The 20,443-nt window shown below is 40.1% G+C and carries 18 protein-coding genes; 5 read left to right on the top strand and 13 right to left on the bottom strand.

Annotation, left to right across the window (positions count from 1 at the left end; translation table 11 throughout):
- Window positions 1-517 precede the first annotated feature (517 nt).
- Complete coding sequence (gene kduI, locus LXL81_RS23875) at window positions 518-1,348, bottom strand: 5-dehydro-4-deoxy-D-glucuronate isomerase (RefSeq protein ID WP_234649602.1); 831 nt, start codon at window positions 1,346-1,348, stop codon at window positions 518-520.
- Between the two features lie 135 nt (window positions 1,349-1,483).
- The gene (kduD, locus tag LXL81_RS23870; protein WP_234649600.1) at window positions 1,484-2,254 is read right to left on the bottom strand and encodes a 2-dehydro-3-deoxy-D-gluconate 5-dehydrogenase KduD; all 771 of its coding nucleotides are present in this window, start codon (window positions 2,252-2,254) and stop codon (window positions 1,484-1,486) included.
- 278 nt (window positions 2,255-2,532) lie between these two features.
- On the opposite strand from kduD, the gene LXL81_RS23865 reads away from it, so the two are divergent.
- Entirely contained in the window at window positions 2,533-3,573 is a 1,041-nt protein-coding gene (locus tag LXL81_RS23865; RefSeq protein ID WP_234649598.1) for a LacI family DNA-binding transcriptional regulator, read from the top strand.
- A gap of 13 nt (window positions 3,574-3,586) precedes the next feature.
- Window positions 3,587-4,078, top strand: coding sequence for an NUDIX hydrolase (locus tag LXL81_RS23860; protein WP_234649596.1), 492 nt, complete (start codon window positions 3,587-3,589; stop codon window positions 4,076-4,078).
- On the opposite strand, the gene LXL81_RS23855 is transcribed toward LXL81_RS23860, so the two are convergent.
- On the bottom strand, window positions 4,071-6,218 hold the full coding sequence (locus LXL81_RS23855) for a TIM-barrel domain-containing protein (protein ID WP_234649594.1): 2,148 nt from the start codon (window positions 6,216-6,218) through the stop codon (window positions 4,071-4,073). The genes LXL81_RS23860 and LXL81_RS23855 overlap by 8 nt on opposite strands.
- A 196-nt stretch (window positions 6,219-6,414) precedes the next feature.
- On the opposite strand from LXL81_RS23855, the gene LXL81_RS23850 reads away from it, so the two are divergent.
- Window positions 6,415-7,032 (top strand): redoxin domain-containing protein, encoded by a 618-nt coding sequence (locus LXL81_RS23850; protein ID WP_234649592.1) that lies wholly within the window; start codon window positions 6,415-6,417, stop codon window positions 7,030-7,032.
- A 103-nt stretch (window positions 7,033-7,135) separates the two neighbouring features.
- Complete coding sequence (locus LXL81_RS23845; RefSeq protein WP_234649590.1) at window positions 7,136-8,299, top strand: methionine aminotransferase; 1,164 nt, start codon at window positions 7,136-7,138, stop codon at window positions 8,297-8,299.
- Between the two features lie 120 nt (window positions 8,300-8,419).
- On the opposite strand, the gene LXL81_RS23840 is transcribed toward LXL81_RS23845, so the two are convergent.
- Entirely contained in the window at window positions 8,420-9,655 is a 1,236-nt protein-coding gene (locus LXL81_RS23840) for an FtsX-like permease family protein (RefSeq protein ID WP_234649588.1), read from the bottom strand.
- Window positions 9,656-9,862: 207 nt separating this feature from the next.
- Entirely contained in the window at window positions 9,863-10,501 is a 639-nt protein-coding gene (locus LXL81_RS23835) for a hypothetical protein (RefSeq protein WP_234649586.1), read from the bottom strand.
- Between the two features lie 218 nt (window positions 10,502-10,719).
- On the opposite strand from LXL81_RS23835, the gene nadE reads away from it, so the two are divergent.
- Window positions 10,720-12,753: an NAD(+) synthase gene (gene nadE / locus LXL81_RS23830; protein ID WP_234649584.1), complete on the top strand. Its 2,034-nt coding sequence runs from the start codon at window positions 10,720-10,722 to the stop codon at window positions 12,751-12,753.
- A gap of 118 nt (window positions 12,754-12,871) precedes the next feature.
- Here nadE and LXL81_RS23825 read toward each other — a convergent pair whose 3' ends face one another.
- The 8 genes from LXL81_RS23825 to LXL81_RS23790 all read right to left on the bottom strand — a co-directional run bounded on the left by LXL81_RS23825 (window position 12,872) and on the right by LXL81_RS23790 (window position 20,119).
- A complete protein-coding gene (locus tag LXL81_RS23825; protein ID WP_234649582.1) occupies window positions 12,872-14,674 on the bottom strand; it encodes an STN and carboxypeptidase regulatory-like domain-containing protein in 1,803 nt (600 codons plus the stop codon).
- A gap of 32 nt (window positions 14,675-14,706) precedes the next feature.
- Window positions 14,707-15,750, bottom strand: coding sequence for a FecR family protein (locus LXL81_RS23820; protein ID WP_234649580.1), 1,044 nt, complete (start codon window positions 15,748-15,750; stop codon window positions 14,707-14,709).
- A gap of 2 nt (window positions 15,751-15,752) precedes the next feature.
- A complete protein-coding gene (locus LXL81_RS23815; protein WP_234650090.1) occupies window positions 15,753-16,373 on the bottom strand; it encodes an RNA polymerase sigma-70 factor in 621 nt (206 codons plus the stop codon).
- A 210-nt stretch (window positions 16,374-16,583) separates the two neighbouring features.
- On the bottom strand, window positions 16,584-17,285 hold the full coding sequence (locus LXL81_RS23810) for a M15 family metallopeptidase (protein ID WP_234649578.1): 702 nt from the start codon (window positions 17,283-17,285) through the stop codon (window positions 16,584-16,586).
- Window positions 17,286-17,346: 61 nt separating this feature from the next.
- Window positions 17,347-18,393, bottom strand: coding sequence for a LiaF transmembrane domain-containing protein (locus LXL81_RS23805; protein WP_234649577.1), 1,047 nt, complete (start codon window positions 18,391-18,393; stop codon window positions 17,347-17,349).
- A gap of 5 nt (window positions 18,394-18,398) precedes the next feature.
- Window positions 18,399-18,581, bottom strand: coding sequence for a LiaI-LiaF-like domain-containing protein (locus LXL81_RS23800; RefSeq protein ID WP_255713896.1), 183 nt, complete (start codon window positions 18,579-18,581; stop codon window positions 18,399-18,401).
- A 97-nt stretch (window positions 18,582-18,678) separates the two neighbouring features.
- Window positions 18,679-19,302 (bottom strand): PspC domain-containing protein, encoded by a 624-nt coding sequence (locus LXL81_RS23795; protein WP_234649575.1) that lies wholly within the window; start codon window positions 19,300-19,302, stop codon window positions 18,679-18,681.
- Window positions 19,303-19,495: 193 nt separating this feature from the next.
- The gene (locus tag LXL81_RS23790) at window positions 19,496-20,119 is read right to left on the bottom strand and encodes a hypothetical protein (RefSeq protein ID WP_234649573.1); all 624 of its coding nucleotides are present in this window, start codon (window positions 20,117-20,119) and stop codon (window positions 19,496-19,498) included.
- Window positions 20,120-20,443: the final 324 nt, after the last annotated feature.

Raw genomic sequence — 20,443 nt, 5'->3', positions numbered from 1 at the left:
TTGCGTGTTCTACAAATATTTCGGTGCGCTGCACCTTTTTGATTTTTTAAATCTTGGTTGCTTTTTCTACAAGTATCTTGGTGCGCTGCACCTTTCTGATTTTGAAAGTTTATTGCGTGTTCTGTAAATATTTCGGTGCGCTGCAACTTTTTCATATACACAAGTTTATTGCTCGTTTCTACGATTATTGTGGTGTTCTGCACAATGTTATAATTGACTTTTTCCTATAACTCACAATGCCGTTATAAATAGGTCAATAATCGAAGATGTCTAGTTTAGAGCTATTAATTATAATTATCAAATAAAAAATTGTCTTTTATTGCGCAATCGTTATCGGGAACGTTGCCAGTCATTTAATTTTATTGGATGATTTTTTATTTTATCTCCAAACAGAACCGAAGTTGTATTCTTAAATAAAAATATGCTCAAATTGAAAAAAATGTATTTGGTATTAAACCAATAAAAAAGAGTTTGGTAAAGTCACCAGACTTTCCAAACTCTTTCCGTTTCTGGATTATTATCTCAAATCGCTTATGGCAACTGCGTCCATGTCTGTGTAATCTTTATTCTCTCCGGCCATTCCCCAAATGAAAGAATAATTTGAAGTTCCGCATCCGGAATGTATTGACCATGGCGGCGAAATAATGGCCTGGCGATCGGCAACCCACAAATGGCGTGTTTCAGAAGGCTCACCCATTAAATGCAGAACCCTCTGATTTGCGGGGACGCCGAAATACAGATATGCTTCCATTCTTCGGTCATGGACGTGCGACGGCATGGTATTCCAAACACTACCCGTTTGTAATACAGTAAGTCCCATCACAAGCTGACAACTTTGAATTCCGTCCAGGTGAATATACTTGTAAATTGTTCTGTGATTAGAAGTTTCCGGGCTTCCGATTGTTACCGGCGTTGCATCTTCTTTGGTAAACAAGCGGGTTGGATAAGTATGATGCGCAGGAGATGACAACAAATAAAATGCAGCCGGATTTGCACTGTCTTCACTGGAAAATGTCACTTTCTGCGTTCCTTTTCCGATATAAATACAACCCATTTTACTGATGGCGATTTCTTCTCCGTCAGCCGTGACTTTTCCGTCGCCACCGATATTGATTATACCAATTTCCCGTCTTTCCAGAAAGTAATTACTTTTCAGGGAATCAAAAGTTTCCAAAGTCAGGGGAGCGGTGGCCGGAATGGCACTGCCGATCATGACGCGGTCATAATGCGAATAAACCCAGCTTATTTTATCACTTTCAAAAATATTTTCAATTAAAAAATTCTCACGTAAAGTTTCAGTATCCATCTGCGAAACTTCCTTACGGCTACTCTCAAATCTGATTTCCATAATTTTAGATTTTGGCTGTTAGTAATTAGCTGTTAGCTTTTTACAAAACAGCACTTTATATAAATTCTAGTATCTTCTACTTCGGCCGAGCCAAAATTCTATCATTCACTCATTCTATCATTCACTCATTCAAAATCATCGCCCCATCCATCCACCATCCACTGTCAAAGTAGTTCCGTTTACATAGTTGGAAGCATCGGAAGCAAGGAACAAAACCGGCCCTTTAAAATCTTCCGGAATTCCCCATCTTCCGGCAGGAATTCTGTCTAAAATCGATTTACTCCTAACCGGATCATTTCTTAATGCTTCGGTATTATCCGTGTTGATGTATCCAGGAGCAATGGCATTGACATTGATACCTTTTCCAGCCCATTCATTGGCAAGGGCTTTCACCAGACCGCCGATCGCACTTTTGGAAGCTGTATAACCAGGCACATTAATTCCACCCTGAAAAGTGAGAAGGGAAGCGGTGAAAATAATTTTACCATAACCTCTGGCGACCATTTCTTTCCCCAATTCACGCGAAAGGATAAAAGGTGCGTCCAGATTAATGTTCAAAACCTGATCCCAGTATTCATCCGAATGTTCCGCGGCAGGCTGACGAAGAATGATACCGGCATTATTCACCAGAATATCGATTGTCTTATGTTCTTCTTTTACTTTTTTAATGAAAGAATATAGACTCTCACGATTTCCCAGATCAACCTGGTATGCAAAAAATCTTCGTCCGATTGCTGTGATTGATTTCTGGATTTCACTTTCGGTGGTGGGAAGAGATGACGAAATACCAATGATATCTGCGCCTGCTTCGGCCAATGCTTCGGCCATTGCTTTGCCAATTCCCCGGTTGCAACCTGTTACCAGCGCAGTTTTTCCGGTCAGGTCAAATAAATTTGTACTATTCATCTAAATGGGTCTTGTAGTTTTTCCAATATTTCGATTATTAAAAAAGAATGTACCGGAAAACAAATATGAATTTTAACGAGTTTAGATTTAATAATCAGTAACATCAAATAATGACAAGCCTTTTTTTGTGCAATCGTTATCGGGAACGTTACCATTGATTCAAATCAGAAGTTTGCAAAAGGATCGTTGCAGATTGACTGTCTTATTTTGTATCTTCACTAATCAAAAGGATTTGTAGCGTTAATTCAGGAATAAATTGCAATAAACATATATATTCTTTGGAAACAATTACCATAAAAGATATTGCCAGAGCCTTAAATCTATCCACTTCCACGGTTTCCCGTGCGTTGCGGAACAGTTATGAGATCAATACTGAAACCAAAAAACTCGTTTTGGAATATGCCGAGAAAATGAATTACCGGCCTAATCCCATTGCATTAAGTTTGCGTGACAGTAAGAGCAAATCCATCGGTGTCATTCTTCCTGAAATTGCCAATAATTTTTTCTCCCAGCTGATTAATGGCATTGAGTCGATTGCCTACAATATGGGTTATCATGTTGTGATCTTTCAAAGTCATGAATCTTATGAGCGTGAGGTTGCCAATACAAATTATCTTGTTTCCAGAAAAGTTGATGGTTTGCTGGTTTCTTTATCAAGTTTGACAACAGATATTTCACATTTTGAAGAATTGCTTGATAAAGGTCTTCCGATTGTTTTCTTCGACCGCGTCCCCAAAAAAGTTGATACACATAAAATTGTTGCGGATAATTTTGGGGGAAGTTATCAGGCCACGGAACATTTGATAAAAACCGGCAAAAGGAAAATAGCACATATTACGAGCCCAATCTATTTGTCGATCACGATGGAGCGGCTCGCGGGTTATAAAAAAGCATTGGAGGATCATGGTATTCCTTTTGATGAATCTTATGTAAAATACTGCCACCACGGCGGTATGGTTGTGACTGAAAATGAAACGGCCGTTCAGGAATTGCTTGATATGGATGAAGTGCCGGATGCAATTTTCACAGCCAGCGACAGGATTACCACAGGTTGTCTTTCTGTTTTACACCGTAAACATATCCGGATTCCGGACGAAATCGCTATCGTCGGATTTACAAATATTGGTGTAGCCGAATTGCTGAATCCGCCGCTGACAGCCGTTGTTCAACCAGCTATGGATATGGGAAATCAGGCGACTGAGCTTTTAATCAAATTGATTGAACATCCTAAAAAACCTGCTATTTTCGAAAGCAGATCGTTGAAAACCTCTTTGACCATCCGCGAATCTACTGCCGGAAAAACGGTAAATGTTTCCTAGTACAAATTAATGCATGAACGGTTCTTCCACGATTTGTCTTCCTGTTGAAAATGCACTTTTTAATTTTCGGGTAGCCGGTGTTGCTGTTCAAAATGGAAAGTTATTACTTCATAAAACGCCAACGGATAATTTTTGGAGTCTTCCCGGTGGTAGGGTTGATATGTTTGAATTTTCCAGAGAAACGCTCTTACGTGAAATGATGGAAGAAATTGGCAAATCCGTTCGTGTTGGAAATCTGCTTTGGGTTGTTGAAAATTTTTTCGAATACAACAGCATCAAACATCATGAAATCGGTTTTTATTACCAGATGGAAATCCCCGGTCTCGAAAGTCAGGATGATTTTGTTGTTATTGAGGAAAAGACGGAGCTATTGTTTCATTGGGAAGAAGTGGAGACAATAAATCCCGGAAGTATTTATCCGGAATTTATTACCAAAGATGTGCTACGCAATAATTCTTCTATTCAGCATATCACGCTTAATTTTAAAAATCTGAATATTATTTGATTGATTTGGTAATAAAGTGCCATTTCACTCTACCGATCGTATTGGGTTTGCCGCTTTCAGGTTCTGAAATTCTTCCTTTCAAAACTCCGTTTTTGTCTTCAACGATCAAATCCCGCCAGGAATACTGATCTTTTTCATAAGCAAAAGTTTCGCCGTCATCATCATACAATCTGGATACGCCAGGTTTTTTACCATAAACACGAATTTCCAGATCTACCTTCTCGCCAGCTTTTGGCGCATGTAACAAAGGTGGCATCATTGGTATGATTCCGCCTTCTTTTACAAAAACAGGAATTCTGTCAAGTCCGGGCGTAATCGTGATAACCTGGCCATCACCTACAAAATTTCCATTGTAGAAATCATACCATTTTCCTTTTGGCAATATTACTTTTCTTGAAGTCTGGCCGGTGAACATCGGTGCCACGAGCAAATATTCACCAGCCATATATTGGTCTTTCACTTCTTTGGAAGTCGCTTCTTCGTATGGATTTTCTTCCAGATTTGTAGCGGTTTTTTCTTTTGTAAAATCGCTTCCAAATCCTTCTTCCAGGCTCATACCACGGAAAGGAGGCGTTCCTTCGTAGTGGTATTTTGCAAAAGTGGAGTACCAGTATGGCATCATCCGCATCCGGAGCTGCGCAACTTCTTTCACCTGTTCAGCCACCTCGGGGAAAGTCCAGGGTTGGGTACTGCTCGCCCAGGCATTGATCATCGCCATAGGGGAAAAACAAACGGTCTGAAATCTTCGCAACCATTCCTCACTTGTTTTTGATGCACGTACTTCCGGCGTCCATAACACGCCGGCATAACCGCTGTTGATTAAAGCTGTTATAAAATCCTCATGACTGTAATTGTCGTTATAGATCACATAGGGAAAAGAAGAACCGCCTGCGTTGGAACCGCGCACTAAACTATAAGTCCGGCGGTTATTTTTCCTGAACATTTCATAGGAATATTTCTGAACCAATAGTCCGTAGGTCTGGCGCATTTGCTCAGAGGTATGACCCGAAGGAAAGGTCGCAACATCCGGCCAAACATAGGAATCGTAGCCATCCACTTCATCAATTTTATAACCGCTCACACCAATTTTTACATGTTCTTTTTCAAACTGATCAAATAATATTTTTCTGGCCTCCGGCATGGAAAGGTCCGGGACAATACCATTCCAAACTGTATGTGATCCTGTAAAAGGTTTTATTTTTGAATAAATTTCCGCATCTGGCGATACATAGGGATTCGTCCATAAATTGATTTTCACACCCACCGCATCCATTTCTTTTACAAATTTTTCCGGATTCGGGAAACGTGTTTTGTCCCATTCAAAGGTGCAAGGATAGGATTTACTTTGCCAGCCAGGTTCCAGTCCAATAAAATCCAGCGGGAAACCTTTGTCCTTAAATGCTTTGGCTTCCGCTTTTACCTGCTCGTCGGTATACAAACGATTGACGCGCTGAGTAAATCCCAGTCCCCATCTTGGAGGCAGACACCCACCGCCGCCAAGCAAATTAAAACGCTCAATAACATTAACCGGCTTTGGGCCTGCGAATACATACATTTCAATCCCTTCTGCCGGAACCAGCATTTCTACCGCATCAGAATAAGGGTGCGCACTCCAGTTGTCATCCGTATTTCTGTCCTGTACTTCCGGCGGATTTTTACTGTCTTTCCTGACCGAAGAACCGGCATACACATCAATATATTTCGACGAATTAACGAAAACGCCATAACCCAGAGAAGAAATATAAAAGGGGGTAGGGGCATGGGTCCTACCGTTATCCGACTTTCCATAATGATCGACATGCAGCTGCATGATTCTGCCGCGCTGGTGGATAGTCTGGAAGTTTAAACCGAAGCCATAAAGCTGCTCATTTCGTTCCAAAGGAAAACGCAGATAGGTTTTACCGTTTTTTACTTCGACAACTATTTCCTCATTTTTAAGTGGAAAAGGGGCTTTTGATAATTTTTGAAGCGCAGCTGATGGCTGAACTTCTACCGAATTTAACAAATTGTAAACATCCGGTTTGCCAACAACACCTTTCCAGACACCCGGATAAATTTCCCGCCAGTTTACGGATTGTGCATGACTTATAAATGAAAGATTAAGAACAAAAAAAGTGAGTAGTAGAAGTTTACGTTTCATAATGTTGGTGTCAGATAAAATGGTAGGCAGGGTTGATATTATTTGCTGGCACTTTTAATAATATGTAAACAAAAATGAATCTTCTTTCTACTAGGAAAAAACTTTGCAAATTAAAAGTCTATAAATATTGTAGATTAAATAGATTAATAATACATTTGTAATCAGAAACTCAAACAGGTACACAACCCTAACGATTATGTATTACGAAATCGAAGACGAGCTGGGTAATATTTCTACCATTCAGCTAAAAGAAAGAGAATCGGAAGAGCGTGCGGAGGATTTGGCAGCCGGCGACTTTGCTCCAATTTTTTACTTAAAATCAGTCGACGGAGTGCAGGTAACTTCCGTTTCCGGATTTTCTGTTGCTGACGATTCCAGATCATTAATGGAATTGATTGCATACAATCCGCTTGTTTTGAGTTTCTACTGTCCGTGCTGGGGAAGTTATGCGCCAAAACATCTGGCAGCTTTGCAGGAACTTGCTCCGCAAATCGAAGCTTTTGGCGGACGACTTTTGGTACTAACCAATGAATCTCCAAAGGAAATTGCACGTATTACCAAAAAGCTGAATCTCGACTTTACCATAATCCATGATAAGGATTTCAATGTCGCAAGATCGTATGGCGTATATTCAGAAACCTCTCCGATCTGGGATCGTATTGCAGGAATTTCGGAAGAAGTTTTCACCCCTTCATTATTTGTGATCGGAAAGGATAGAAAAGTATCCTATGTTTTTGTTGATGACAATTTTGACGGTACGCCTGACCGAAAAGAATTATTGAAATCGGTTTATTACTGGAAAGAGAAAAAATAAATTCATTAAATATATCCTCCGGGACCGGCGGTCTGGCTGTTTCAATTATATTTGAACGGGCCGGATTGCCGGTTCTGTTTTCAATTAATCTGCCATCAAATTTATGCCTTCCGCTTCATCAGCAGTTCAGTCAAAATTGCCCAAAGTTGGTACTACTATTTTTACCCGCATGTCTAAACTTGCCGAAGATCATAAGGCAATAAATCTTGCACAGGGATTTCCGGAATTTGATTGCTCTCCGGATTTGCAGAAACTGGTTGATAAATATATACGCCAGGGCAAAAACCAGTATGCGCCTATGGCCGGTGTGATGGGATTAAGGGAGGCGATTTCGCAGAAGGTTTTTGCTGCAACAAACACAGAATATCATCCTGAATCGGAAATTACTATAACCAGCGGCGCAACAGAAGCACTTTACGTGGCAATATCTACGGTTGTAAATCCGGGAGATGAGGTGATCGTTTTTGAACCGGCATATGATAGTTATGTCCCGGCCATAGAAATGAGTGGTGGAGTTCCTGTTTTCGTAAAGCTGGATCCGCAATATGACCATATCGACTGGGAGATTGTCAGGTCAAAAGTGACGACTAAAACAAAAGCGATCATTATTAATACACCACACAATCCGACCGGGAAAGTCTGGACGGAACCGGATTTAAAACAGCTTGCAGTACTGGCCGAGGAAAATGATTTATTTGTGATAAGCGATGAGGTTTATGAACATATTATTTTTGATGATATAAAACACGTTTCTGCTGCGTCGATCCCATCATTGGCATCCAGAACATTTTTATGCGGTTCGTTTGGGAAAACATTTCATGTGACGGGATGGAAAGTTGGATACTGCCTGGCTCCAAAAGATTTTACTGCTGAATTCAGAAAAATACACCAGTTTATGGTTTTCAGTGTCATCACGCCATTTCAATTTGCCATCGCAGAATTCCTGAAAGAACCTGATCATTATTTGAGTCTTTCGGCTTTTTATGAAAGGAAAAGGAACATTTTTATCGATGCGATAAAAGATATAGGATTTATTTTAAAACCATCAGAAGGCAGTTTTTTTCAAAATGTATCTTACAGAAATCTGTCGGAAGAAAATGATCTGTTTTTGGCTGAAAGACTTACAAAGGAAGCCGGCGTGGCGTCGATCCCACTTTCAGCATTTTATGGTGAAGAAACTAATTTCGGGGTTTTAAGATTTTGTTTCGCCAAAAATGACGACACGCTTCTGAAGGCGGCTGAGTTATTAAATAAGGTGATCTGGTGATTTTTTAGGTTACACAGAGATCCACAGAGAAAATGAGAGGTACACAGAGTTATAATTTGAGACAATAAAAAACTCTGTGTATCTCGCCTAAACTCTGTGGCTCTCTGTGTAACCCAACAGTTATTTCTTGAAAAGAAGCGCTTTGATTGGCTGGATTCTGGTAATGATCAATGTCGGGATCATCAAAATGAGTGCGGAAACGATGATCGTTGTTATGTTGATCAACAAAAAAGTTGGCCAGTCAAAAACGATAGGGACAGTGTCCATATTATAGTTAACCGGGTCCAGAGGTATGATTTTAAACTGATGCTGTAACCAGCAAAAGGCCAGTCCTGCAATATTCCCGATCAATAATCCCTGCTGCACCATAAACAATCCCACGCGCAAAAACACCATTCTGATTTGCTTGTTTGGACTTCCAAGTGTTTTCAAAAGTCCGATTAGCGGCGTTCTTTCCATGATCATGACCAGTAATATGGAGATCATATTGAAGCAGGCAACAAATAAAATGAGCGTCAGAAAAACGGCTGTGTTTTTATCCAGCAAATATAACCAGTCAAATAATTGACGAAATGTGTCTGTTACCTTTTGAAGATAAACTGCTGGTGGAAGTATTTTTTTCAGTTCAAAAGCAACCTGATCCAGTTGTTTGAAATCTTTTAAATAAATCTCATAAGTACCAATGGAATCTGCTCCCCAGCCATTCAGTCGCTGAACCAGTCTGAGATCACCTATAACCAGTCTGTCATCAAATTCCTCCATTTGGGTATCATAAATGCCGGTAATCGTAAGTTTTCTCGGTCTTGGCGGATCCTGTAAGGAATACATAATGACTTCGTCACCTGATTTTAACCTTAACTGTGAAGCAATTTTGCGGCTGATCAGAATTTCGGAAGAATAGCCGTACTTGATAGAAGAGGAATCTTTTGAGCCAATTAATCTTCCTTCGACCAATGAAGTTTTGAAGAGACTCCAGTCATAATCTTTTCCTACACCTTTTAATACCACACCTTTGATTTCATCGGGCGTTTTTAAAATTCCGGATTTGTGCGCCACAGCCTGCCAGTGACTGACTTCCGGCATTGTTTTCAAGGCATCAGAAACCGGATTTTTGATATTTATTGCACCTTCTTCATAAGCATTTCCCTGGGCAAAAGCCGTTATATTGATATGGGCACCAAATAGAAAAACTTTTTCCTGAATGGTCTTTTTAAAACCTATTAAAACTGCGAAGGATATAATACCAACTGCGACGCCGATAGCAATACTGGCCACACCAATCCGTGAGACCGTTGCTGAAAATGAGCCGGCTTCATTATTCCGGATGCGTTTGGCGATAAAAGAAGGAAATTGCAAAGAAATCGGACTGGTTAAATTTAGATATCTGCAAAAGTAGGTAAAAAATAGAGCGAGATGAAAACAGCTTCCGTGATCAGGGAGTTTTTGTTGGTTAAAAGAAGATTGATTTTACGGGTTTTAACAAAAAGATCAGCCGATGTTGGCTGATCTCATATTTTATGAAACATTATTATGCTGCACGATAATCAAAAAAAGTAATATTACTTAAAACATCACGAAGTTATAATAGTTAGGTATGTCACCAACTTTTTCATACGACCAAACCGGTTTCAGAGTATATGCGTAAGTTACAGGGCCAAGTTTTGGGTCTGTTAGATCCACAGTAAATTTAAGACTGGGTGGTATTGCAGCGGCCTGGGCAGCGGCGAGTGTGGGATAGGTCACAATACTTGCCAAATCCAGTTTTGCAGGGTTCTCAAACGGGATAGGAACCGTACTTGAACCTATATTGCTTTTTGTTACAACGGTTCCGGCTGCGTCGTCCCAGTAATATTCGAGGTTTAAAGGCAGTGGGATTTTATCTGAGAAAAAAAATGTTTTTGCTGATGGAGCAAATTTGGTGTTTGGTATTTCACTACCTGATAAAATAAGAATAAATCCTTGTCGGAATACAAAAAAAAGAGCTTTTCGGTAAGGTTCAAATTCTGGCGCATTTGTCAGATCAACTGTTTCATTACCTGCTTTTCTTTCAATTTTGGTTACGTGAAGATATTGTGACTGGATTGAACGGAGCGCTTCATCTTTCGTAAATACTGTTTTTTTTAATTCCGGTTCTTCGTTAGTACAGGAAAGCGTTACACACAAAAATAACAAAATGTAAAGCAGGCATAATGATGGTTTCATAAGTGTGAAAGATTGGTGAGACATATTGGTATAAAAATAATCATTTTATAATTATTATTTTATTTATTATGATTATTTATATCAAACTGTACATCGTTGTTTTTTACCTATTTAATTGAAGTGGCATTATTCAATTCTTCTCATCTTTTTTTTGTTATGTTGGGAGAAAATTAGATTTGTAGAGTCCAAATTGCAGATCACAAACCGGATCATTCATTATGTCATTTGTAAAAGTTGCTTCGGGTGTTGTTAATCAAACACCTATGGCGTGGGAATCCAATACCAAACATATTATTCAGGCGATAGGAGAGGCTAAAAAGCAGGATGTGAGCCTGATTTGTTTGCCAGAATTGTGTATATCCGGTTATGGATGTGAAGACTATTTTTTCGCCGCCGATCTGGCAGAACAAGCACTTAAATGTCTGCATGAAATTGTCAGTGAAACGGCTGGAATTGTTGTTGCGGTTGGCTTGCCGGTCCGCCATAATAACAGCTTGTATAATACGGCCTGCCTGATTGCCAATAAACAGATCATCGGTTTTTACTGCAAGCAAAATCTGGCTAATAATGGAATACATTATGAAGCACGCTGGTTTCGTCCCTGGCCTGCTGGTTTGGTAGAAAGTATTGAAATTGATCAGATTTTGTATCCTATCGGTGATGTTATTTTCGATCTTTCGGGAGTGAAAATCGGCTTTGAAATTTGTGAAGATGCCTGGGTTTCTAACCGTCCGGGACGCCGTCACTATGAAAGAGGTGTTGATATTATTTTAAATCCAAGTGCAAGTCATTTTGCTTTCCATAAATTTCTGACACGTGAACGACTTGTTTTAGATGGTTCCAGATCTTTTGGTTGCAGCTATATTTATACCAATTTATTGGGAAATGAAGCCGGAAGAGCCATTTATGATGGTGATGCGATGATTGCTTCCAACGGCGAAATGCTTGTTACCAGCGATCGTTTCAGTTATGAGGATCATTTGATCATTACCGCGGTTGTCGATACTGACAATACGCGTTTAAATCAGCTTCAAAATAAAATTTCTTCGTCCATAAAAGATAAAACCTGGCGTGTTCCGGCTCGTTTCGACTTTCCTGAAATCGATCCTGTTCCACAACAAATTGCTGAATTGGAAGCTTTTGAAAAAGGCGGTGCGTTGAAAGAAGAAGAATTTGCCCGCGCAGTTTCCTTAGGACTTTTTGATTATTTAAGAAAGAGCCGGTCAAATGGTTTTACAATTTCGCTTTCCGGTGGTGCAGATTCATGTGCCTGTACGGCATTGTGCGGTTTGATGATTCGCCTGGCTGATGAAAGTATCGGTTTGGAGCGGTTTAAGGAAAAACTTTCTTATATCAAGGAAATCCAGTTGGCCAAAACGGAGGAAGAACTGGCGCTGGCATTGGTGCATAATATTTACCAGGGAACGGATAATAGTTCCAGTGATACGCTGGAATCTGCGCAGACACTCGCAGAATCCATTGGTTCCACTTTTTATAATATCAACATAAACGGACTGGTTGAAACCTATAAAGGATTAATTGAAGACCAGATTAACAGAAAATTGTCCTGGGATACTGACGACATTGCGTTGCAGAATATTCAGGCGAGGGTGCGTGCTCCGGGCGTTTGGTTGCTTACCAATTTGTCAAATCATTTACTTCTTGCGACGTCAAACCGCTCGGAAGTTGCCGTTGGTTATGCGACCATGGATGGTGATACAGCCGGAAGTATAAGTCCTCTTGCCGGGATCGACAAACATTATCTGCGTCAATGGCTGCGCTGGCTGGAAACGGTTGGTTGTGAGGTGAAAGGAAAACATATCAGGATTGAAGGCCTTAAAAAGGTAAATTCTTTACAACCAACTGCGGAACTTCGTCCACTGGAATTAAACCAAACGGATGAAGCTGATCTTATGCCGTATGATTTTCTGGATGCTTTGGAGAAAGTGGCAATAAGAGATAAAAAATCTCCGGTTGATTGTTACAAAAATATGATTGTCAGATACAAGGAAGTTTATTCTGAATCTCAGATACTTGGCTGGACAGAGCGGTTTTTCAAATTATGGAGCCGGAATCAGTGGAAACGTGAGCGTTATGCGCCATCTTTCCATCTCGATGATTTAAATCTTGACCCACGTTCCTGGTGCCGTTTCCCGATTCTTTCCGGTGGCTTTGAGAAAGAACTTGAAGAGCTGCGTTACTATGCGAATGGAAGTAGAGGGAGATATGGGAGAGGTAGAATTGGGTTTTAAAGGGTTTCACGCTTTCACGCAAAGACGCAAAGATAAAAAAACGGGAAGGGCACAGAAATTTAAAACTTTGCGCCCTTTCCGTTTTATCTTTTATGCTCTGCGTGAAACCTTAAAAATCTTATAACTTATCCCGGAACCTTATAGCAATCTGAAATCCTACCCACCCATAATTCTTCTTCCCAGGATCAGGTTTTCCGCCAATCCAAAAGGTTGATAAACGATTTCTGGTGTCGTAAGAAGTCCCAAATTCATTTCCTGTTAACAAATTCAGAGAAGGTCCGAATGCAATGGAAAAGCGTTTGCCGGTTTTCTTTTCAATGGCAGTAGACAGCCGGAATAAACCTGCGGCGTTGTGACTTTTTAAATTAGCCTTATCAATGGCAACAGCATTGGCTGTTATATCTGCGTTAAACATCCATCCACGTCCCAGATTAGCGGCCGTTCCAAATCCATAACCAATACTGCCAAAAGGTTTGTTTGCAATTTTCCAGTTAAATCCTATGGTGAAAACGTTATAGAACGCCTTCATTCCCGTTTTAAATGTTGTATTGAAATAATTGAATTCATCTGTGGAAACCTCATATCGGCGGTAACCATTTTTTCTAACATAACTAAAAAAACCAATGGGTGTGGTTTCGGAGGAATCAGCATAATTGACAGTACTAAGCTGATGACCGCTTTTCACTCTTTTTGCATAATTATAAGCACCCGAAATTTGCCATCCTCGTAATTCTCCCAACATTACATTTCCTACACCAGCCCACTGGACGCCCTTAAAATTGCCACCTGTAAAGTTCAATAAGGTTGAATATTGAAGCCCTATCACATTGCCCATGACAACATTGAGCGCTGATGCATATTGAAATCCTGTAACATTGTTACCTACGAAGTTGCCGATCCCAGCCAGCTGAACGCCTTTCACGTGTCCGCGGTCTGCATTAAACAATCCACCGATTTCCAATTTATTTGTTCCTAGCGAGTAGCCGGCAAAAATATTGAATGAAAAATCGTTTACAACATTCCCGCTAAGCTCACGGTTGGTACTAATAAATGGTAAAATGGATGACTGAACAGGCCGATACAAGGTATCCGTGATATTCTTTGTATTAATTGCTTGTTTCGCGGAAGCAAAAGCACTGCTGAAATCCTTACGGACGCGGTGGTAGGTCACGCGTAATTTGTTTTGTAAGCGAAGCGAATCAGTTTCTATTATGGTATCAGGCGACACATAAGTTGTTGAAATATATTCAAACTGGGGAATTTCTATTTTTGGACTGTTAATTGAATCAGATTTTGTAACGATATTTAATTGTCTAAATGACAGTGCTTTAAGCGTGTCCGGGTTTAACAGTATCGGCAGATAAGTATTTCTCCGGTTTGAAATAATTACGGATTGCCCAATAAATTGATCTTTCCTGATTTCCAGACGGACAGATGCGGGACTTGTTGGCAGACGGATCCGGTAATAGCCATATTGATTACTAATGGTCGAGGCTAGTGTGACGGGTTCATAAATACTGGCATTGGCTAGTTTTTCACCCGTTTTTTTGTTTATGATATAGCCGTTCAAATTAAAATTTGGCGGAGTTTCATCTTCTTTTTTTGTGTTTCTGTTTAAGATTATATACTTGTGCCGCTCCTTGAAAATCACCTTCCCCTTAAATAGATCATTCAGGATCTCGCGTATACTTTGATTTGTAACGTTAATAGAAACCCGGCTTTTAATTTCAATAATATCCGGATTATAGGAAAAACTAAATCCACCAAGACTTTCTATCTGTCGTAAGACATTGTCAAGAGGCTGATTTGTTACACGTATTGAAATACGTTTTTCCAGCAATTCCTGCGCCTGGACTTTCGTAGTGGCCAGGGTAAAAAAACTGGTAATGGTCAGGAATATTATATAGTAAAATGTCTTCAATACATCAGAAATTTTGCAGGTTTACTAAGTTTTTACTGGCAGCCAGCACCTTCGAGCCAGTAAATTTTCCCTTCTTTCCGCAAGTGTAATTCCAATGTCTCTGCAATAACCGACAGGGTTGCATCAAGCGGCTCTTTCTGAAAACTGATCGTGAGCCGGCATTGTGCCAGTTTTTGATTTGATAAACGAATATCTGAGTGATAACCTTCTCTCAACGTATTTACTACATCGCCGAGATTCGTTGCATTGAAATCGAAAACCTGCGTTTTATAGCCCATAATATTGACATCGGCGCGCATACTTTTCAGTGTGTCATTCAGCACTTCCGCGCTCTCTCCCTTCACAAGTTCAATCTTTTTGTCGTTTTTGGATACCCGTACTTTTCCTGTTTTTACATCCACCCTGACAAGTTCTTTTTTATATGCCTTAACATTAAAAGATGTTCCTAAAACCCGGACCATTGTTCCATTTGCGTCAATAACAAAGGGATGAGAAGCGTCTGGTTTTACATCGAAAAATGCTTCGCCTTTTAAAGTGACAGACCGCAGATCTCCCGAGAAACTTTCAGGATAACTTATTGAAGAGTTGTAATTCAAAAATACCCTGGTGCCGTCAGGTAAAGTAGTTTCGCCGGTATTGTTTGTTGTAGCACTCTGAATTTGCTCCGGCCTATTCCATTGCGTTTTGAAAATAAACCACCCCAAAGCTAGCACAGTCAGGGAAACAGCCGCAGCCATCCATACCGGGAAATAGAATTTTTTCTTTGCAGGGAAATCTCTGATGATCGTTTCCTGATCTGAAACATCATTTTTTTTCTCTGTTGATGCCGGCGCAGAACCATTTGCTTTCATTTGCAGGCGCACCCTGTTCCATGCCGCATCTATATCTACCTTGATATGGTCATCATGTAAGGCAGCAGTTTTCTCCCAGATTATTTCAAAAGCAGCAAGTTCTTTTTGATTTTCAGGAGCGCTTTTCAGCCAGTCATTTACTTCAGCAATTTCCGGCGGTGTGGCAGTTTTGGCCAGGAAGCGTGCTAACAGCTCATCCGAAATGTGGTCATGAGAATTGTTCATGGTTACGATTGGATTAACTGTTGATATAAAAAATAAACCAGCACAAGCAAAGAAGGCAGATAATCGGCCAGTTCGGAACGTAATATTTTGAGTGCTTTTCCGATCTGGTTTTCAACAGTTTTGATTGAAATATTGAGCTGATCAGCAATTTCCTGGTATTTCAATTCTTCAAAGCGGCTCATTCGAAAAGCTTTCTGACATTGTTCGGGTAGTTTACGTATTGCCTTTTCAATCCTTTCTGAAAGCTCGTCGGCATGAATAACTTCTGTCACGGATTCATATGACTGAGGCAAATAATTAACCGAATATTCCCGGTAAGCGTCCTTTACGGCTGCATGTTTAAAGCGGTTCAGACAATGATTATGAACGGCGCGGTATAGATATGATTTCAGTGAAAGTGTAATTTCAAGATCTTCACGTTTTTCCCAGATTGTAATAAAAACGGTTTGTACAATCTCTTCCGCGTCCTCTGCATCTTTGAGCAAAGAACTGGCATAATTGCATAAACGCTGATAATAGAAACGGAAAGTCCGCTCAAAGGCAGCCTCATCTCCACGTCTTATAGCTTGGACAATTTCCGGATCAGAAGTTTGCACAGTTTTCTTCTTTTGTTTTTCGGCCAAAAGTAGATAATCTCTTTCGATTATAAAATCCGGATTGAGAAGAGCGGTTGCTGCCACGGTTTAAATTTCTTTTTAAACATGACAAGCGGAAATGCTTTTACCCCTATAAGAAATAAATTTTTTGTTGAATAGGGGTAAAGTCGGGACTGGTTGTCCTGATTTAAGAATAGGATGTTTTACCTTTTCAAGAATTTATTAGCCATGAAATCATCATTTTATCATCCCGTATCTGGCGCGTGCCTGTTTTTTTGACATGCCGTCAAAATGCCACCATTCCGTCGTATTAACAGTAAATCCTGCCTTAATCATCGCTTTCCGGAGAATATTCCGGTTAGCGATTTGTTTTGATGTAAGCTTTCCTTGTTTTAACATTTCCTGTTCGGAGCGGGGATAGGCGAGAGGGCCAAAAAAATCATATTTCGTCCCCATATCCAGGGGCGAGCCTTTTTCATCTACAACGGTCAAATCAACAGCGCAGCCAAAATTATGATTGGAACCGATTTCAGGATCCGCCACATACTGGGTTTTTGATCGTGCAGGAATTTTTAAATCGTCCAATGCATCCCAAAGTTTGTATTGTGCAGAATTTGGACGCGCAGCATCATATACCAGTAATTTATAACCCGGTTTTTCCTGTTGGAGAAATGAGCTTGCCCTGGAAAGTCGTTGAGCCATTTCAGGCTGAAGGTAAGCGTGTGTAAGCTCTCCGTAAACATTCTTTTTCATGAAGTTGTCGGGAGTGGCATATTTAAGTTCAACCAGGATATCAGGATTCTCCGTTTGAATATTCACCAGTCCCTGATCAAGTATTTTTTGCTCAACGGATGAAATCTTACCGGCTGGTTTTTTTTGAGCTGATAGTGGAAACGAAATTGAAAAACCTAGAAAAACCAAAATTTTGTAAAACTGCATATACCGGCAATCATATAATTAAAAAAGAAAATCCTCCCGCGACCGGAAGGATTTCTCAATATTAATATCTTTTTATTTTAACTTTTGATAAACCTCCGTCAAAACTGATCATGATTTTTTTCGTTGCCTGATCAAAACCCGGAGAACGGTAAAGTTTGTCATTGATCTTTTCAAGATCGTCAAAAGAAGTCAGATTAAGTGCGCCATCCAGTTTGATTTCACAACCGACGGTTTTTGGAATTTCAAGTCCGAGAGAAGCAACGCCGGCATCAATTTTAACATTTGAATTATCAAGTTTGTCTCCCAGACGAATATCCAGATCAGCTACTCCGGTACTGACTTTCAGGTTTTCAACTTTGTAATTACTCAAATCAAAATCCCCGCTTCCGGCACCAAGGCCCAGGTCTATCGTCCAGACAGGTTTTGTATTTAACTCAATATCAGCCTTGTTGCTCAATTCACCTTTGTTAAGTTTAACATTACCGTCTTCCATTTTTAAATTAACCGTAGCGGAATTCGCCAGTTTATTAATGGAAGTATTTGATAAAAAACCAAGCACAGATGAACGGGTATCCGCTTCAAACAGCTTGTCTGTATTTCCTTTCAAAGTAAAAGTACCAGCTCCGCCTTCCAGGTTAAAATTTGCTTTCTGGATAAAATCTTCCATTTCATATTGGTACGAATTGTTCACCGGCTTTTTGTAGCTTCCCTCTTTTTGGCTGTCACTGTCTTCCTCGTAGTCGCTGTCTTTATCTTCGTCGTTATCACCTTCATCATTGTCATCATCGTCGTCATCGTCGTGATCCCAATTATTGTCATGATCATTCCAATTGAAATTCCAGTCATCCCGGTCATTGTTAAAAACCCTGCTCGTGCGACTTGTTAAGCCACCAAATACTGCAAGCACAATCAGCAACCCGACAAGGCCTCTGGCAGCCGTGTATTTATTTGTCAGGATTAACAAAATCCCGGCCAAAATTAGCAGAACCGGCCAGTATGGTAAGATCGCATCCCAGTGAAAGAAAAAGATATCAAGTTTCCTCATCAGCCAAACGATACCAATGATGATGAGCATTCCACCCCAGAAAATACTTTTTGAATTTTTCATAACAATTAAATATTTGAGTGGTTAGTATCGGAGTTTATGTAATTCCGCAAAAGCAATAATGCTCCGGAAATAATCAGGATTATAGGCCAGAAAAAGCCTTTGAAATCAAAGCCGGTCAATTCTTCGACCAGAAAAAGGGATCCCATCATGATGAGAATTATGCCCCAGAAAATATTTTTAAAGTTCATGGCTGAATGGTTGAAAGTGGAAAGCGGTTGCCGCCGGGTTGAGAGTTTTGCCGTAGCAGAGCTACGGCCTTATTCTGAAGTTTTTCAACTCAATTTTTTAATTCACTTTTATAATATCATCATCTCCGTTTTCCTTTGGATTGTTAGGGTCCTGGGGGAAAGTGTTTGGTGGTGTCGATTCCGTTGTTCCAAATGGCGTATAAGGCTTCGGATCAGGTGTTGGAGTGAACGGATCTGGTTGCACAGGTTCTGTCGGTGGTGGTGTAGTAGGATATACTGTTGAATTCGCTTCGTGTTCCTTATCTCTCTGACGAAGAATTAGAAATGCGCCAACAATAATTAATGCTACCGGCCAAAAGTATGGTTTGATTTCATACCAGATAGGAAAATCATCAACCAGCATGAAAATGCCAAAAAGTACCAAAGCCCCGCCCAGAATTTTTATAGTCTGTTCTGAGCGCTTTTTCTCCGCTTCCGGATCGTGAGGCTTGCTTGCTATGGTATCAAAGTTGTGCACATCTGCCGTTCCTGTCGGTAGTACGGCCCACAAAATTATATATAGAATTCCAGTCCATCCAAAACTTGGGGGTATTGGAAGAAATAACATAACTACAAATAAAACGCGAACGATAACTACATCTATTTGTAAATATTGGGCAATTCCGGAAGCAACTCCTCCAAATACTGCCTGATCGGGTATGCGGTGCAATTTCTTTTCCATTTCGTTGTTTACGTTTATGTTGTAATCAAAGGTAGTGGGTTATACAAGATACTGCAAGCGGGAAGTTTATTATCGGTTAGTAATCGTGTTAAATGGTAATTTGAAGTGATTTATGATAAACCGACTTTAATTATCACCCAAACTTTTTGTTTAACCAATGAGATTCAATCAGGTAATGCAAATATTATTAAGATTATTCTTCTTCCAAAGCTTCCAGAATATCCATCATACTGCCAAAATCTTTGTAACCTGGTCTGATCTCCTCGCTGCCACGCAGGGCTATGCCAATCTCGGGGAAAGTTTCGGTTAGTTTATTAACAGTAATTTCATCATCCAGGCCAAAACCAATCAATATTGGATATTCTTTTGAAATCTCTGATAAAACATGAATCCACTCTTCAGTCACCGGTGTATTGGCATCGCTTTCCAAAAGAAAATAGGCAACGGAATCTCCGTAACGGCTTAAAATGGAATAAATATCGCTGGTATCGTATGTATCTACACTAACCCGCAGAATTAAAGGTAAACTTAATTCACTTTGCAGATAAGTTAACAGGCCCGGAGATTCAACCTGAACATAATGTACCGGATAATCGGCCAGTGCTTTTATAAGTAATTCGGGATCAGTCTGACTTGTTTCGGCAACCAGCTGTACACCAGCCAGCCACGAACAAATTTCTTCGAATTTTTTTGGAGATATATAATTTGGGGAATCTTGATCGATAGAAAATCCCAGCATTTCAACACCCATACCAGCGCAATAACGGGCGTCAGACAGGTTGGTAACATTGCTGATTTTTACGGTTCTGGTAAGCATGTTGATGGTATTTATTCAAAAGAAACTTTCCTGCAAAGATAATTCTTCAGGACGATTATCTTGTTAATAAATTACTTTTTGGAGTTCGGGTGAAAATGTAGATGGCTAAAGCCTGGCTCACGCCAAGTCCTGGCCACCCAAGGTTGAAACCTTGGGTTAGTGATATGGCCGGAATTATTTTTGCGTAGAGAAAAAATTAACCCAAGGTGCTGTGTTAAAAGTCAAGTAAAAGATTAAATATTTTTATAAATTACGCTTTCAGAAGCAGGAATTTATTCCATGCACGTTAGGCAGGGCAATTTAATATTGTCTCTGCCTTATTTT

Origin of the sequence: Dyadobacter sp. CY356 (assembly GCF_021440195.1) — a bacterium.
GTDB lineage: Bacteria > Bacteroidota > Bacteroidia > Cytophagales > Spirosomataceae > Dyadobacter.
This window is presented reverse-complemented; position numbering and strand designations above follow the sequence as displayed.

Coding starts and splice junctions, on each gene's coding strand:
- LXL81_RS23820 (WP_234649580.1), bottom strand. CDS start 15,750: ATGAACAATTCTCATGACCACATTTCGGATGAGCTGTTAGCACGCTTC.
- kduI (WP_234649602.1), bottom strand. CDS start 1,348: ATGGAAATCAGATTTGAGAGTAGCCGTAAGGAAGTTTCGCAGATGGAT.
- LXL81_RS23850 (WP_234649592.1), top strand. CDS start 6,415: ATGTATTACGAAATCGAAGACGAGCTGGGTAATATTTCTACCATTCAG.
- LXL81_RS23860 (WP_234649596.1), top strand. CDS start 3,587: ATGAACGGTTCTTCCACGATTTGTCTTCCTGTTGAAAATGCACTTTTT.
- LXL81_RS23795 (WP_234649575.1), bottom strand. CDS start 19,302: ATGGAAAAGAAATTGCACCGCATACCCGATCAGGCAGTATTTGGAGGA.
- kduD (WP_234649600.1), bottom strand. CDS start 2,254: ATGAATAGTACAAATTTATTTGACCTGACCGGAAAAACTGCGCTGGTA.
- nadE (WP_234649584.1), top strand. CDS start 10,720: ATGTCATTTGTAAAAGTTGCTTCGGGTGTTGTTAATCAAACACCTATG.
- LXL81_RS23835 (WP_234649586.1), bottom strand. CDS start 10,501: ATGAAACCATCATTATGCCTGCTTTACATTTTGTTATTTTTGTGTGTA.
- LXL81_RS23790 (WP_234649573.1), bottom strand. CDS start 20,119: ATGCTTACCAGAACCGTAAAAATCAGCAATGTTACCAACCTGTCTGAC.
- LXL81_RS23845 (WP_234649590.1), top strand. CDS start 7,136: ATGCCTTCCGCTTCATCAGCAGTTCAGTCAAAATTGCCCAAAGTTGGT.
- LXL81_RS23805 (WP_234649577.1), bottom strand. CDS start 18,393: ATGAAAAATTCAAAAAGTATTTTCTGGGGTGGAATGCTCATCATCATT.
- LXL81_RS23800 (WP_255713896.1), bottom strand. CDS start 18,581: ATGAACTTTAAAAATATTTTCTGGGGCATAATTCTCATCATGATGGGA.
- LXL81_RS23810 (WP_234649578.1), bottom strand. CDS start 17,285: ATGCAGTTTTACAAAATTTTGGTTTTTCTAGGTTTTTCAATTTCGTTT.
- LXL81_RS23855 (WP_234649594.1), bottom strand. CDS start 6,218: ATGAAACGTAAACTTCTACTACTCACTTTTTTTGTTCTTAATCTTTCA.